Source organism: Pseudoroseicyclus sp. H15 (assembly GCF_054353345.1).
Window position 1 is genome coordinate 175223 of sequence record NZ_JBTHJE010000005.1, and the last position, 15833, is coordinate 191055.

Annotated in this window: 10 protein-coding genes; 4 read left to right on the top strand and 6 right to left on the bottom strand. The window is 68.0% G+C overall.

Annotated features, from left to right (window positions below):
* Positions 1 to 6: 6 nt before the first annotated feature.
* From ACXN5S_RS11595 to ACXN5S_RS11605, 3 genes are all read right to left on the bottom strand, one after another.
* The gene (locus tag ACXN5S_RS11595; protein ID WP_458605594.1) at positions 7 to 294 is read right to left on the bottom strand and encodes a DUF4342 domain-containing protein; all 288 of its coding nucleotides are present in this window, start codon (positions 292 to 294) and stop codon (positions 7 to 9) included.
* Between the two features lie 74 nt (positions 295 to 368).
* The gene (locus ACXN5S_RS11600; RefSeq protein WP_458605595.1) at positions 369 to 2264 is read right to left on the bottom strand and encodes an AMP-binding protein; all 1896 of its coding nucleotides are present in this window, start codon (positions 2262 to 2264) and stop codon (positions 369 to 371) included.
* Between the two features lie 332 nt (positions 2265 to 2596).
* On the bottom strand, positions 2597 to 4873 hold the full coding sequence (locus ACXN5S_RS11605) for an NADP-dependent malic enzyme (RefSeq protein ID WP_458605596.1): 2277 nt from the start codon (positions 4871 to 4873) through the stop codon (positions 2597 to 2599).
* A 103-nt stretch (positions 4874 to 4976) separates the two neighbouring features.
* Between ACXN5S_RS11605 and ACXN5S_RS11610 the strand changes: the two genes are divergently transcribed.
* Positions 4977 to 6056, top strand: coding sequence for a cupin domain-containing protein (locus ACXN5S_RS11610; protein ID WP_458605597.1), 1080 nt, complete (start codon positions 4977 to 4979; stop codon positions 6054 to 6056).
* 34 nt (positions 6057 to 6090) lie between these two features.
* Here the strand turns inward: ACXN5S_RS11610 and ACXN5S_RS11615 are convergent, their stop codons facing one another.
* The 3 genes from ACXN5S_RS11615 to ACXN5S_RS11625 form a co-directional block, all read right to left on the bottom strand.
* On the bottom strand, positions 6091 to 6960 hold the full coding sequence (locus ACXN5S_RS11615) for an SMP-30/gluconolactonase/LRE family protein (RefSeq protein WP_458605598.1): 870 nt from the start codon (positions 6958 to 6960) through the stop codon (positions 6091 to 6093).
* Positions 6961 to 7274: 314 nt separating this feature from the next.
* The gene (locus ACXN5S_RS11620; RefSeq protein ID WP_458605599.1) at positions 7275 to 10451 is read right to left on the bottom strand and encodes a valine--tRNA ligase; all 3177 of its coding nucleotides are present in this window, start codon (positions 10449 to 10451) and stop codon (positions 7275 to 7277) included.
* Positions 10452 to 10629: 178 nt separating this feature from the next.
* A complete protein-coding gene (locus ACXN5S_RS11625) occupies positions 10630 to 11070 on the bottom strand; it encodes an Lrp/AsnC family transcriptional regulator (protein WP_458605600.1) in 441 nt (146 codons plus the stop codon).
* Between the two features lie 136 nt (positions 11071 to 11206).
* On the opposite strand from ACXN5S_RS11625, the gene ACXN5S_RS11630 reads away from it, so the two are divergent.
* The 3 genes from ACXN5S_RS11630 to ACXN5S_RS11640 all read left to right on the top strand — a co-directional run bounded on the left by ACXN5S_RS11630 (position 11207) and on the right by ACXN5S_RS11640 (position 15827).
* Positions 11207 to 12331 (top strand): type III PLP-dependent enzyme domain-containing protein, encoded by a 1125-nt coding sequence (locus tag ACXN5S_RS11630; protein ID WP_458605602.1) that lies wholly within the window; start codon positions 11207 to 11209, stop codon positions 12329 to 12331.
* Between the two features lie 114 nt (positions 12332 to 12445).
* Positions 12446 to 14740: a xanthine dehydrogenase family protein molybdopterin-binding subunit gene (locus tag ACXN5S_RS11635; RefSeq protein WP_458605603.1), complete on the top strand. Its 2295-nt coding sequence runs from the start codon at positions 12446 to 12448 to the stop codon at positions 14738 to 14740.
* On the top strand, positions 14727 to 15827 hold the full coding sequence (locus tag ACXN5S_RS11640; RefSeq protein WP_458605604.1) for a DUF2235 domain-containing protein: 1101 nt from the start codon (positions 14727 to 14729) through the stop codon (positions 15825 to 15827). The genes ACXN5S_RS11635 and ACXN5S_RS11640 overlap by 14 nt, the downstream gene beginning before the upstream one ends.
* Positions 15828 to 15833: the final 6 nt, after the last annotated feature.

Below are 15833 nucleotides of genomic sequence, written 5' to 3' on the forward strand. Positions count from 1 at the left end.
TGTTGCTCAGGTTTCGCGTGGGGCGTTGGGGTCGCGGACGATCTCGACCTTCACCTTGGCGAAGGCGCCGACGATTGCGCCGACAATGGCGAGGGCGGGAGCGGCGAGCACGAGGGCGCCGCCGGCGAGAGCGCCGACCGTGAGCGGCAGGTCGACGGCGATGTCGCCATCGGGCTCCTTGATGCGGACGCGCTTGACCGAGGCGTCATTCGCCCAGGCCTTGATCTTGTCCATCAGATTGTCGGTCGAGACTTCGACCTCTTCGGTGACGACGTCGTCCTTCTGGTCGGCCATGGGGTGGTCCTCCTGGGTCAGGGGCGCGCTTCAGCGCCTGGATGGCATTGAAGTGGGGCGGGGCAGGGCCGGCTTCAAGCGGGGTCGGCTTGGCGGGGGTAGCCGAGGGGCGCCATGGCGGCGGCGATCTCTTCCAGAATGGCGGGATCGTCGATCGTGGCGGGCAGGCGGAAGGCCTCGCCATCGGCGATCTTCGCCATGGTGGCGCGCAGGATTTTGCCGGAGCGGGTTTTCGGCAGGCGCGGCACCACCAGCGCCAGCTTGAAGGCGGCGACGGGGCCGATTTCGCTGCGCACCCGGGCAATGGCCTCGGCCGCGATATCTTCTGCCGGGCGGGTGCAGCCGCGGTTGAGGCAGAGAAAGCCCATCGGCAGCTGGCCCTTCACCTCGTCGGCCACGCCGATCACGGCACATTCGGCGACATCGGGATGGCCCGCGATCACCGCCTCCATCGCGCCGGTGGAGAGGCGGTGGCCGGCGACGTTGATGACGTCATCGGTGCGGGCCATGACGAAGATGTAGCCGTCCTCATCGATATAGCCGGCATCGCCCGTCTCGTAATAGCCGGGGAAGCGGGCGAGGTAGCTCTTGCGGAACCGCGCGTCGGCATTCCACAGCGTCGGCAGGCAGCCAGGCGGCAGGGGCAGCTTGATGGCGATGGCGCCGAGCGTGCCGGGCGGCAAGGGTGCGCCCCTCGGCCCCAGGACCTGCACGTCGTAGCCGGGCATGGGCACGGAGGGAGAGCCGGGTTTTACCGGCAGCTGCTCCAGTCCCCAGGGGTTGGCGGCGATGGCCCAGCCGGTTTCCGTCTGCCACCAATGGTCGATCACCGGCACGCCCAGCGTCTCCTCCGCCCAGTGCAGCGTCGGCGGGTCGGCCCGCTCGCCCGCGAGGAAGAGGGCCTTGAGGGCGGAGAGGTCGTAGCCGTTCGCGAGCGCGCCCGCTGGGTCTTCGCGCTTGATGGCGCGGAGGGCAGTGGGGGCGGTGAAGAAGCTCTTCACCTTGTGGTCCTGCATGACGCGCCAGAAGGCGCCGGCGTCGGGGGTGCCGACCGGCTTGCCCTCGTAGACCAGCGTCGTGCAGCCGGCGAAGAGCGGAGCGTAGCAGATGTAGCTATGGCCGACGACCCAGCCGACATCCGAGGCCGCCCAGAACACATCGCCGGGGCCGACATCGTAGATGTTGCGCATTGTCCAGGTGAGCGCGACGAGATGGCCCGCCGTGGGGCGGACGACGCCCTTGGGCGCGCCGGTCGTGCCGGAGGTGTAGAGGATGTAGGCGGGGTGGTCGCCGGGGACGGGCACGCAGGGGGCTGGGGTGATGTCTTCCTGCGCTTCGTGCCAGTCGAGGTCGCGGCCCGGCGTGAGCTCGGCGGCGAGCTGCGGGCGCTGGAGGATCAGGCAGAGATCGGGCTTGTGCGAGGCGGTGTCGAGGGCGGCGTCGAGCAGCGGCTTGTAGGGGACGAGGCGGCCCGGCTCGATACCACAGGAGGCGGCGAGGATGGCCTTGGGCTGGGCATCGTCGATGCGCACCGCCAGCTCATGCGAGGCGAAGCCGCCGAAGACGACGGAATGGATCGCCCCGATGCGCGCGCAGGCCAGCATGGCGACGATCGCCTCGGGGATCATCGGCATATAGATGACGACACGGTCGCCCATCGTGACGCCGCGGGCGGTGAGCGCCCCGGCGAGACGGGCGGTGCGCTCCTGCAGCTCGGCGAAGGTGAGGCGGGTGGTGGTGCCGGTGACCGGGCTGTCGTGGATGATGGCGATGGCCTCGCCACGGCCGGCAGCGACATGGCGGTCGACGGCGTTGTGGCATGTGTTGACCTCGGCATCGGCGAACCAGGGGCCGTGGCCCTCGGGCGCGATGCGGGTGGCGGGGCGCGCCCAGTCGATGGCGCGGGCGGCCTCGGCCCAGTAAGCGGCCGGATCGGCAGCCCAGGCGGCATAAGTCTCGCGGTATCCCATGGTCTCCTCCCTGGCATCCCGTTGGGTCAGTTAGCCGGAAAGATGCTGGGCTGGGAAGGGGTTGGTGTGGGTGGGATTGCGGCAGCGCGCATGAAACCGATTTGGCCGCTCATTGCCTTGTGCAGAATCAGGACCTTCAGGCCGCCGCGCGAGCGCCGGCCCGTCCCGGCGGGCTGGCGCTCTGGTGACGTTGGCGCTTAGCCCTCCGCGAGGAGGGGCTTGGGGGAATAAAGCGCGATAGCGCAGCCGTGGTGATGCCACCCCACGGGCCGGCGTGCGACGTGGTGGCTTGGGGCGGGCCGGGGAGGGGGGCTAGCCCCCCCCGCGCCACCTCACCCGTAGTGCGACACCGGCATCCCCGCCAAAGCGGAGATGTTGAGCAGGCCGCGCGCGGTGATCGAGGGGGTCACGATATGGGCGCGGTTGCCCATGCCCATGAGGATCGGCCCGACCTCCAGCCCGCCGGCGCGCATCTTCAGGATGTTGCGCACGCCAGAGGCGGCGTCGGCGCCGGAGAAGACCAGCGTGTTCGCCTCGCCCGTCAGACGGCCGCCGGGGAAGATGCGCTCGCGCGTCTCGCGGTCGAGCGCGGCGTCGATATGCATCTCGCCCTCATAGGCAAAGTCGCGGGGCTGGCTGTCGAGGATCGACATGGCGCCGCGCATCTTGCGGCCTGAATCCGTGTCGAGGTTGCCGAATTGCGAATGCGAGCAGAGCGCCACCTGCGGCTCCACCCCGAAGCGGCGGACATGCCGTGCGGCGGCGATCACAGTCTCGGCGATCTGCTCGGAGCTGGGCTCGGGGTTTACCTGCGTATCGGCGATGAAGAGCGGCCCGTCCTCGAGGATCATCAGCGACAGCGCGCCGACCGGGGCCATCGCATCGGTGCCCAGTACCTGGGTGACGTAGTTGAGGTGCCACAGGAACTGCCCGAACGTGCCGCAGATCATGGTGTCGGCCTCTCCGCGATGCACCATGACCGCCGCGATGGCTGTGGTATTGGTGCGCATGATGGCGCGGGCGAGATCGGGCGAGACTCCGCGGCGCGACATCAGGCTGTGGTAGGTCTCCCAATAGTCGCGGTAGCGGGGGTCGTCCTCGGGGTTCACCAGCTCGAAATCGCGGCCGGGCCGAATGGTCAGGCCGGCGCGCTCGCAGCGCTGCTCGACCACCTCGGGGCGGCCGATGAGGATGGGCTGATCCGTCATCTCCTCCATGATCGCCTGGGCGGTGCGCAGGACGCGCTCGTCCTCGCCTTCGGCGAAGACGATGCGACGCTCCGCCGTGCGGGCCGCCTCGAAGACCGGGCGCATGAGGAAGGACGAGCGGAAGACGGTGTGCTGCAGCTGCCGCTTGTAGGCCTCGACATCTTCCAGCGGGCGCGAGGCAACGCCGGAGGCCATGGCCGCTTCGGCGACGGCAGTTGCGACGATCTCCATCAGCCGCGGGTCGAAGGGCTTGGGGATCAGGTAATCGGGGCCGAAGGTCAGCTTCTCGCCCTGGTAGGCGGCGGCGGCCTCGGCCGAGGTGGTGGCGCGGGCCAGCGCCGCAATGCCCTCGACGCAGGCGATCTGCATGGCGTCGTTGATCTCGGTCGCGCCCACATCCAGCGCGCCGCGGAAGATGAAGGGGAAGCAGAGGACGTTGTTGACCTGGTTGGGGTAATCTGACCGGCCGGTGGCGATCAGCGCATCCGGCGCGGCGGCCCGCGCCTCTTCCGGGGTGATCTCCGGGTTCGGGTTCGCCAGCGCGAAGATGATCGGCTGGGGCGCCATCTTGCGGACCATCTCGGCGGTGAGCACGCCGGGGCCGGATAGGCCGAGGAAGAGGTCGGCTCCTTCGATCACGTCGATCAGGCCGGCGGGGTCTTTGCCCTGGGCGAAGAGCGCCTTTTGCGGCGACATGTCTTCCGCCCGGCCCTCGTGCACCAGCCCGTGCAGGTCGCAGAGCCAGATGTTCTCGCGCTTCACGCCCAGCTTCACCAGCATGTTAAGGCAGGCGATGCCGGCCGCCCCGCCGCCGGTGGAGACGACCTTGATATCCTCGAAGCTCTTGTCGGCCACATGCAGCGCGTTGGTCGCCGCGGCGCCGACGACGATGGCGGTGCCGTGCTGATCGTCATGGAAAACGGGGATGTTCATCCGCTCGCGGCAGAGCTTCTCGACGATGAAGCAGTCGGGCGCCTTGATGTCTTCGAGGTTGACGGCGCCGAAGGTCGGCTCGAGCGCGCAGACGATGTCGGCCAGTTTTTCCGGGTCTGGCTCGTTCACCTCGATGTCGAAGCAATCGATATCGGCGAATTTCTTGAAGAGCACGGCCTTGCCCTCCATCACCGGCTTGCTCGCCAGCGCGCCGATATTGCCGAGGCCGAGCACGGCGGTGCCGTTGGAGATGACGGCCACGAGGTTGCCGCGCGAGGTGTAGTCGCGGGCGCTGACGGCATCGGCCTTGATCTCCAGGCAGGCCTCGGCGACGCCGGGAGAATAGGCCCGGGCGAGGTCACGGCCGTTGGCCAGCGGCTTGGTGGCGCGGATCTCCAGCTTCCCCGGCTTGGGGTAGCGGTGATAATTCAGCGCCGCCTCGCGCAGGGAATCCTTTGGCCGGTCCATCGCTCGCTCCGATTGTTCAATATTAAACTATCTACGGTCTCCCCGGTCTTACGCCCGGGGCGGGTGCTTGCCAATCGTCTAGCAGCAGGCCAATGATCTTGCCATGACAGATGAAATCCGCGCCGAGATCGAGCTTCCCACCGCCAACCTGCGCCAGGATCTTGGCTTCTTCGGCAAGGTGCTGGGGATGCGGCTCGACAGCATCTACCCCGCCGATGCGCCCTCGGTCGCCACCTATTCCGGCCACGGCCTGCGGGTGCGGCTGGTGGAGGGCGAGGGCGCGCCCGGCCACATCCGCATCCGCACGGATGGTGAGTTCGCAGACGGCCAGCGTGAGCTGACCGCCCCCGGCGGCACCCGCGTGACTGTGGAAGAGCTGAACCCGCCGCTGGTGCTGCCGCAGACGGAGCATGCCTTCGTCGTGCGCCGGCTTGCCGACCAGGCGCCATGGGTGATCGGGCGGGCCGGCATGATGTACCGCGATCTCGTGCCCACGCGGCTCGGCGGCGCGATGATCGCCAGCCACATCCGCATCCCCGATGGCGGGCCGGTGCCCGACATGGTGCATTACCACAAGGTCGGCTTTCAGCTGATCTTCTGCGTGCGCGGCTGGGTCGACGTGCTCTACGAGGATCAGGGCGACGTGCGGCGGCTCTATGCGGGCGATTGCTTCATCCAGCCGCCCGAGATCCGCCACCGGGTGATGGAAGCCTCGGACGGGATCGAGGTGATCGAGATCGGCGTGCCCGCCGAGCATGTCACCGAGATCGACCACGAGATGACGCTGCCGACGCCGGACTATCGACCGGAGCGGGAATGGCAGGGCCAGCGCTTCGTGCATAGCCTTGCCGACGGGGCGGAATGGTTCCCTTTCCGCCTTCCGGGCTATGAGGCCCGCGACACCACGATTGCCGACAACACCGGGGGCGTGGCGGGAGTGCAGGTGGTGCGCCGGGGCGAGGGCGAGTCCGGCTGGGCCAGCCATCAGGGCGACATCCTGTTCGGCTTTGTCATGGAGGGGGCGATGACGCTGGAGGGCGAGGGAAAAGAGCCCTACCGCCTCTCCGCGGGCGATGCTTTCGTCATCCCGCCCGGGATGCGCACGCGCTGGGCCGAGCCGAGCGCGGATGTGCAGATCCTCGAGGTCAGCTTGCCGGGGCGGTTCGAGACCGCCCTCGGCTAGGCGCCGGCCCCCGGCGAACGGGGGCGGGCGTTCATTATTCGACCTGAATTGCCAGCAGCTCGTTCGCCTGCATGACGGGCACATAGGCCATGCCACTGTCGGCAACGAACTCATGGTCGGCCGCGCCGCCGCCAACATTGGCGAGGTCGGTTACGGTGCCGTCTGGCGCAACCGAGACGAGCTTGCCGCCCATGTTGTCGGTTACCAGCATGCCGCCGTCATAGGCCTCGATGCCGTCGAGCGCGCCGATGCCGGCATCCGAGCCGTAGTCGCTGACGCTCATGTCGGCGATGTTCACCGTCTTGACGTTGCTCGGTGTCAGGTTCTCGAACCCGCCGCTGAGATCGCCCATCGTGGCGACTTCGAGCATGCCGTCATTGAAGGTGATGCCATTGGCGCCGGCGAGGGCCGGGTCGGCCAGCCATTCCGTCAACTCGCCGTCCTTCAGGGCGTAGATCGCGCTCTGCATGGTTTCGGTCACGTAGATCGTGCCGTCATCGCCCATCGTCACGTCGTTGAGGAACGTGGCACCGGGGGCCGAATAGCGCTCGGTCACCTCGCCGGTGGCCAGGTCGATCACCGCCAGCTCTTCGATGCCGGCGACATAGAGCATGCCGTCGGAGATCAGCGTGCCCTTCGGCGAATTGAGGCCGGTGGCGAATTCCGCGTTGAGCATCTCGCCATCGAGCGAGACCTGGCTGACATAGCCGGCGCCGTCGGCGGCCATCGCGGGGCTGTTGATGTTGGTGACGAAGAGCGTGCCCGAGTCGGGGTCGTAGATAACCGATTCCGGCATCGAGAAGCCGTCGAGGCTCCAGGATACCTCTGCCTCCTGCGCAGCGGACGGCAGGGCGGCGGTCAGGGCGAGAAGGCCGGCAGCGAGGCCTGTGGTTTGCTTGAACATGTGAATTCCTCCCATGGTGACGGGCGCCGAAAGCCGGCGCTTGCCATAGGGGAAACCTGGGGTTGGGGACGCCCTCAGGAAAGGTGCATTGGCAAAGGATCGGCCAATGTTCAGCTTTCGCCTTCCCAAAGCAGGCGCGGGCCGGTCGCCGCTAGGCCCCGGAAATCGCGCGATTTCCGGCACGATTTCCCCGCGGAAATCGGTGCGAGTTGGTTCGGGAGCGCGTTTGCCGCCTTAGCGCGCGCCGGGTGGAGAAGGGCGGAAACCATATGGTTTCCGCCTGCGAATTCCATATGGAATTCGCTCCCCCGGGGTCAGCCGATCTCTTCGAGCCGGGCGAGCGCGGCTTGCAGCTGCGCTTCTTCCTCGCGACGGGCGGTGAGATTGGCTTCGGCCTCTTCCACCACCTCTGGCGGGGCAGAGGCGGCAAACTTCGGGTTGCTGAGCCGCCCCGTGAGCCCGCCGATCTCTTTGGCGAGCTTGTCCTTCGCCTTGGTCAGGCGCGCCTTCTCGGCGTCCACGTCGATCAGATCGGCGAGCGGGATCGCATAGCGTGCCCCCGAGACGGCCACGCTGAGCGAGCCCTTCGGCGCCTCGGCCGCGGGGGTGAGTCCCTCGATCCGGGCGAGGCGCTTGATGAGCGTCTCGTTGCGGGCCCAGGCCTCCTTCGCGGCGGCATCCGCCTCCAGCTCCAGCAGCGGCACGTAAAGGCCGGCGGGCACGTTCATCTGGGCGCGGGCCGAGCGGACGGCTTCGATCAGCGAGATGGCGAGCGTCATCTCGGCATCGGCGGCGGGGTCGATGAGCTGATCGGCGGTGTATTCCGGCCAGGGCGTGAGGATCAGCATCTGCTCGTGCCCGCCCATGACATCCCATAGCTCTTCGGTGATGAAAGGCATGATGGGGTGCAGCATGGTCACGCATTGCTCCAGCACGAAGCGCATGGTGGCGCGCGTCTCGGCCTGGATGTCGGGCGGGCCGTCGAGCAGCAGCGGCTTGGAGAATTCCACGTACCAATCGCAGACCTTGCCCCAGACGAAGGCATAAAGCGCGTTGGCCGCGTCGTTGAAGCGGTAGGCTTCCAGCGCTGCATCGACCTCTTCGCGCACCCGGCCGGTTTCGCCGAGGATCCACTTGTTCACTGTCTGCTCGGGCTGCGGGATACCGTCCGAAGGCTCCGAGAACACGCCGTTCATCTCGGCGAAGCGGCAGGCGTTCCAGAGCTTGGTGCCGAAGTTGCGGAAGCCGGTGATCCGCTCGCGCGAGAACTTCAGCACCCCGCCGATCGCCGCCATCTGCGCCATGGTGAAGCGTAGCGCGTCGGCGCCGAACTCGTCCACCATGTCGAGCGGGTCGACGACGTTGCCGACCGTCTTCGACATCTTCTTGCCCTTCTCGTCACGGACGAGCTGGTGAAGGTAGACGGTGTGGAACGGGTTCTCGCCCATCACGGCCTGGGACATCATCATCATCCGGGCGACCCAGAAGAAGAGGATGTCCTGCCCGGTGATCAGCACGTCACTCGGGAAGTAGCGGCGCAGCTCTTCGGTATTCTCGGGCCAGCCGAGCGTGCCGAAGGGCCAGAGGCCGGAGGAGAACCACGTGTCGAGCACGTCGGTGTCGCGCCAGACGGGGTAGACGAGCTTCGTCAGGTCCTGGCTGACGTTGTACTCGGCGAGGCCCTCGGCGAAGCGATGGATCGCCTCGTGCTTGTCCTCCACCTCGATCACCCGGGCGTGGGAGATGGGCGCGGGCACGTCGGCATTGGCGTCGAAGAAGCCGTCGCGCACCTCGTCCAGCGAGGCGGCGCAGCGGGCGACATCGCCCCGGTGCAGCATCCCGCCCTCGGTGAGCAGGCGCATCAGCTCGACCTGGTCGAGCTCGCCGTCGCCCTCGTCATCCTTGAAGTCGGGGGCGGAGAGGTCGAGCCCGTACCAGACCGGCACGCGGTGGCCCCACCAGAGCTGGCGGGAGATGCACCACGGCTCGATATTCTCCAGCCAGTGGTAGAAGGTCTTCTCGCCGCTCTCGGGCATGATAGTGACGGCGCCGGAGCGCACCGCCTCCAGCGCCGGGCCGGCGAGCTTCTCGGCATCGACGAACCACTGGTCGGTCAGCATCGGCTCGACGACGACCTTCGAGCGGTCGCCGTAGGGCTGCATGATGAGCTTTTCCTCGACCAGCGGCACGAAGTTCTGGCTCTCGTCGCGCGCCTCGCCGCCCTCCTCGGGGGCGACGGGGGCCGTCTCAGCCTTTTTGCCGAGGCGGGGGTCGGTGACCTCCGTCATCACGGCGAGCCCCTCGTCCGTGATCTCCTGCACCACGGCCTTGCGGGCCTCGAACCGGTCCATCCCGCGGAGGTGATCGGGCACGAGGTTGAGGCTGTCGACCTCTTCGCCGGTGAAGCTGCCGCCGGTCGCGATCTCCTGAGCGCGGGCGGCGGCCTCGGCATAGGGGGCGCCGTCATCCCGCATCCGGCCTTTGGTATCCATCAGGCGATACATCGGGATGCCGCCACGGCTGGCGACGCCGTAGTCGTTGAAGTCATGCGCACCGGTGATCTTCACCGCGCCCGAGCCGAAGGTCGGGTCGGGGTACTCGTCGGTGATGATCGGGATCAGGCGGCGGCTCTCCTTCGGGCCGACGGGGATCTCGCAGAGCTTGCCGACGATGGGGGCGTAGCGCTCGTCGGACGGATGGACGGCGACGGCGCCGTCGCCGAGCATCGTCTCGGGACGCGTGGTGGCGATGGAGATGTAATCGCGGGTTTCGCGGAAGAGCTCGGTGCCGTCTTCGTCACGCTCGATGTATTCGTAGGTTTCGCCGCCGGCGAGCGGGTACTTGAAGTGCCACATGTGGCCGGCGGTCTCAATGTTCTCGACCTCGAGGTCGGAGATGGCCGTCTCGAAGTGAGGGTCCCAGTTCACGAGGCGCTTGCCGCGGTAGATGAGGCCCTTGCCGTAGAGATCGACGAAGACCTTGATGACGGCGTCGTGGAAATCGGGGGAGTTCTCGTGGCCCGTGCGCGGGTCACCCGGCGCGCCGGCCATGGTGAAGGCATTGCGGCTCCAGTCGCAGGAGGCGCCGAGGCGGCGGAGCTGCTCGACGATGCGGCCGCCGTAGTCACCCTTCCACTCCCAGACCTTGGCGATGAAGGCGGCGCGGCCGAGCTCGGCACGGCTGGGCTGCTGGGTGGCGGCGAGCTGCTTTTCGACCTGCAGCTGCGTGGCGATGCCCGCATGGTCCTGCCCCGGCTGCCAGAGCGTGTCGAAGCCGCGCATCCGGTGCCAGCGCGTCAGGATGTCCTGCAACGTGTTGTTGAAGCCGTGGCCCATGTGCAGCGCGCCCGTGACGTTGGGCGGCGGGATCATGATGGTGAAGGTCTCGTCGCGCCGCTTGCCGGCGCCGGCCTTGAAGGCGCCGGCCTCTTCCCAGGCGGCGTAGAGGCGCGGCTCGGCGGCGCTCGTGTCGAATGTCTTGTCCATCGCCATGATCGGGGCTCCCTTCGGGTCGGGGCGGAGATAACCCTTGCGGGGGCCGAGGGGAAGGTGTGGGCGGGGGATGTGGTGATGGGCACTTTTGCGGCCAACGGGTGCAGCTCTCTCCCCGCCCGGAACCAAGCCGCAGGCGCCGGGCGAGGTTCGGAGCAGGTGATGGTGAGACTTCGCCCTACAGCGCCCGGTCGATCCGCGTCGACAGGTGGATCAGGCTCTCCAGCGTCACCACGCCGTCGATCTCGCCGATCTCGTCCAGCGCTTCGTCCAGCGCCAGCGGGCTCGGCACTCTAAGCTGGCAGCAAAAATCGAAGCGCCCCGCTGTCGTATATACCCGCTCCACCGCAGTCAGCCTGCGCAGGCCCGACAGCACCGCCCCCTGCGCCGAGGGCGTGATCTGGATGAGCACCGTCGCGCGGATCTCGCCGGGCAGGGCGCTGTCGCCGAGCTTCAGCGTATAGCCCGCGATCACGCCCTGCCGCTCCAGCCGGTCGAGCCGCGCCTGCACCGTGGTGCGCGCGAGGCCCAGCTTCTTGGCCAGCGACGCCACAGGCAGCCGGGCGTTTTCTGCCAGAACGGCGATCAGGGCGCGGTCTTTGTCATCGAGACTGGTCATAGCGGCGATATTAACGGCGAAGCGCCGAGAATCGGAAGCATTTCGAGCAAGCCGACGCGTCGATTTGACAGGCCTTGGCACTAATTTCACCCAAAGCGCCGCAAGGTGGCCCGAGCAGGCAGGCAAGGAGAGACAGATGCTGGAACGAGCGATCCTGGCCGACAGGCCGCAAGACTGGCTGGCGAGCCAGGGCGGCGAATCGCCGGTGCAATTCTATTGCCCCTCGGCGCTCGAGGCGAAGCACCGCGCCTTCCGCCAGGGCTTCCCCGGCGATGTGACCTTCGCGGTGAAGTCCAACCCCTCTGAAGTGGTGCTCTCGCAGCTCAGCGCCGGCGGCATGGGTGGCTTCGACGTCGCCTCTCCGGCAGAGATCGCGCTGGTGCGGCGCATCGCGCCCGAGGCCCGGCTGCATTACCACAATCCCGTGCGCAGCATGGGCGAGATCGCCATCGCCAAGGCCGCCGGTGTCGCCTCCTATTCCGTCGATCGGATGCCCGAGCTGGAGAAGCTGCTCGCCTCCGACCTGCCGCGCGAAGCGGAATTCGCGATCCGGCTCGATCTGCCGGTCGAGGGCGCGGCCTACGCGTTCTCCGCCAAGTTCGGCGCCGGCCCGGTTGAGGCCGAGCGGCTGGTGCGCCGCGCCGCCGCCGAAGGCCGCCGCCTGTCGCTGACCTTCCACGTCGGCACGCAATGCGAAGACCCCTCCGCCTGGGCCGCCTACCTGGAAGAGGGCGCGCGGCTGGTGGAAGAGACCGGCCAGCGTTTCGCCAGCGTCAACGTGGGCGGCGGCTTCCCCTCGTCGCGCGCGGGCACGCCCGTCGATCTCGCTCCGATCTTCGAAACCATCGCCAGCTTCCAGCCGCGCTTCCCCGGTGCCCGCTTTGTCTGCGAGCCGGGGCGGGGCCTCGTGGGCGACGCCTTCTCCTATGCCGTGCGCATCAAGTCGCTCGACCGGGGCGATGCCATCTTGAACGACGGCATCTATGGCGGCCTCAGCGAGTTCATCACGCTCGGCCTGCCGGCCTTCGAGGTGATGGCGCATGACGGACGCGAGATGAGCGAGTCGCTCAGCGCGCACCGCCTGTGGGGGCCCACCTGCGACAGCCTCGACCGGTTGCCGGGCGAGCCGCTGCTGCCCGCCGATGTGGAGGAGGGCGACTGGCTGATCTTCTCGGCGATGGGGGCCTATCTCTTTGGCGTCAATACGGCCTTCAACGGCTATGGCGCCTGGGATGAGGTCGCAGTCAGTTCGCTGAGCTGAGCGGCGTCGCCTCTCGCACCGGCACCGCTGGACAAGCGCGCAAGCCCCGATAGGCTGCCGCCCGACACGCGCTGGCCATGGGGGCCGGCCGGGATGTGACGGGAGGCTGCGGCCATGGAAAAGTTCGGAAAGAGCCAGCCGGTGAAACGGGTCGAGGACACGCGCTTTCTCACCGGCAAGGGCCGCTACGTGGATGACATCGCCCCCGAGGGGCGGCTCTACGCCTATTTCCTGCGTGCGCCCGTCGCGCATGGCATGATCACCGAGCTCGACATCTCGATGGCCGAAGAGGCCGATGGCGTCGTGATGGTTATGACCGCCGACAGCTTCACCGGCGCCGGCTTCAAGAATGCGCTCGATTTCGACATCCTTGAGCTGCCGGATGGCAGCGAGGGCGCCGCCCCCGTCCGCCCGGTGCTGGCCGAGAGCAAGGTGCGCTTCGTCGGCGAGCTGGTCGCCATGGTGGTGGCCGAAAGCTACATGCAGGCCCGCGACGCGGCCGAGATGATCAGCCTCGATATCGACGATCTGCCCGTCTGGGTCGGCACCAAGCCCGGCGGCGAGCCCATTCACCCCGAGGCGCCCGACAACCTCGCCTTCGACTGGTCGCTCGGCGACGAGGCGGATGTGGAGGCGGCGCTGAAGGCCTCCGCCCGCGTCGTCACTGTCGAGATCCCCGACAACCGCGTCTCCGCCAGCCCGATGGAGCCGCGCGGCTGCTATGCCAAGACGGAAGGCGAGCGGCTGCACGTCTGCGTCAACGGCCAGGGCGTGTGGGGCACACGCGACGAGCTGGCCGATTGCCTTGGGCTCGAGGCGGCCTCGGTGCGCGTGACCAACCCCGATGTCGGCGGCGGCTTCGGGATGAAGGCGAACACCTACCCCGAATATCTGGCCGTCGCCGCCGGCGCCAAGCTGCTCGGCAAGCCGGTGCTGTGGATGGGCGACCGGACGGAGAGCTTCCTCTCCGACAATGGCGGGCGCGATCTCGTCTCTGTCGCCACGCTGGGTTTTGACGACGACAACAAGATCACCGCCTACAAGGTGGAAAGCGTCTCGAACCTCGGCGCTTACAATTCCAGCTACGGGCAGTTCATCCAGTCGGAGCTGTTCTCGAAGGTGATGCCCGGCACCTACGACATCGGCAAGGCTCTGCTGAAGGTGAAGGGCATCTACACCAACACGGCCCCCGTCGATGCCTATCGCGGCGCCGGCCGGCCCGAGGCGATCTTCGTGCTGGAGCATGCCATGGGCCATGCCGCCCGGCAGCTCGGCGTCGACCCGCTGGCGCTGCGGCGCGCCAATTTCATCCCCCCCGAGAAGTTCCCCTACACCTCCGCCACCGGCGTCACCTACGACGTCGGCGATTTCGCCAAGGTGCTGGATCGGGCCGAGCAGGATGCCGACATCGCCGGCTTCGAGGCGCGGGCGAAAGAATCCCGCGCGGCGGGGAAACTCCGGGGCCTGGGTCTTTGTTACTACATCGAGAGTATTCTGGGTGACAAAAAGGAGTTCGCCACCGTGGTCTTCAAGGAGGATGTGGTGGAGCTTCACGTCGGCACCCAGTCGAACGGGCAGGGGCATGAGACGGTCTATGCCAAGTTCCTCTCCGATCAGACCGGCATTCCGATGGGGCGGATCCGCGTGATCCAGGGCGACAGCGATGTCATCGCCTGGGGCGGCGGCACCGGCGGCTCACGCTCGGTCACCATGCAGAACACCGCCACGCTGGCCGCCCGCGACGGCCTCGTCGAAAGCTTCAGCGCCTTCCTGGCCGAGCGCGAGGGCGTCGAGGCCAGTGAGGTGAGCTTCGATGACGAGCGCTTCCGCATCCCCGGCTCGAACCTGTCGCCGACCCTGCTGGAGGCCGCCGAGCTGGCGCGCGAGGCGGGGCGCGACGATCTGCTCAAGCAGACGCACAAGGGGCAGTTGAAGAGCATGTCCTTCCCCAATGGCGCCCATCTCGCCGAGGTGGAAATCGACATGGAGACGGGCGTGACCAAGGTGGTGCGCTACAGCGTGACCGACGATTTCGGCGTGCTCATCAACCCGATGCTGGCCGAGGGGCAGGTGCATGGCGGCGTGGCGCAGGGCATTGGCCAGGCGCTCTACGAGCGGGTGGTGTTCGATGACGAAGGCCAGCTGCTGACCGCGAGCTACATGGATTACGCCCTGCCGCGGGCGGGCGACATGCCGCCCATCACCTTTAACCACGAGGGCACGCCCTCGACCAACAATGCCATGGGCATGAAGGGCTGCGGCGAGGCTGGCACCGTGGGGGCGCTCGCCGCCGTCTCGAATGCCGTGCTCGACGCGCTTTGGCCGCTCGGCGTGCGCCAGATCGATATGCCCTTCACGCCCGAACGGGTGTGGCGGGCGATGGAGGAGAGCAGGGTTGCCGCTGCTTGACGGTCTTCGTGGCTTCTTCCGCCGCCGGCCCAAGGTTGCACAAACGCAGCCGCGCCGGCGGGGGCAGGCAAGCCATGTCATCGTGCTCGACGGCACGATGTCCTCGCTCCGAGAGGGGCGGGAGACCAACGCAGGCCAGACCTTCAAGCTGATCCGAGAGGCGACCGGCGGCGCCGGCGGGGCCAATGTCACCGCTTGGTATTCCGCCGGCATCCAGTGGAAGGACTGGCCCTCCACGCTCGACGTGCTCACCGGCAAGGGCATCAACAAGCAGATCGAACGGGCCTATGGCGTGCTCGCCAGCCGGTATCGCCCGGGCGACCGGATCTTCCTCGTCGGCTTCTCTCGCGGCGCCTACGCCGCCCGGTCGCTCGCCGGGATGATCGGGGCGCTGGGGCTGCTGCGCGCCGACGAGGCGACGGTGCGCAACATCCGCCAGGCCTTCCGCCATTATCGCAGCGGGTTGGGCAGCGCGGCGGCCCGTGACTTCAGCACGTTCTATTGCCACGAGGCCGTGCAGATCGAGGTGATCGCCGCGTGGGACACGGTGCGAGCCCTCGGCTTCGGCCTGCCCGGCTGGCGGCCGTCGGCGGGCGAGGCGCTGGCCTTTCACCGGCCTGAGCTGGGCCCCCATATCCGCCATGCCTACCACGCGCTGGCGCTGGACGAGACACGCGAGGCCTTCCACCCCGTGCTCTTCGCCGAAGACCCGGGCTTTCAGGGCCATGTCGAGCAGATGTGGTTTCGCGGCTCGCATGGTGACATCGGCGGCCAGCTCGATGGCTACACGCCTGCCAAACCGCTCTCGCATATCCCGCTGGTCTGGATGCTGGAGAAGCTGGAGGCGCATGGCCTGCCGCTGCCCGAGGGCTGGCACGAACGCTTCCCGATGGACGCGACCGCCCCGGCGCTGGGCACAAGACGCGGCTGGGGCAAGGCGCTGGTGCTGCGCCGCCGCCGCGTGGCGCTGACTGGGCCGTCGGAGAAGCTGCACCCGACGGCAGCAGAGGCTCAGGCCGCCCCGGCGCGCCGCTGGCCATGGTCGAAGCCCGCGGCCATGCCCGACACGGCTGTGCCGGGCGAATAGCCGTCG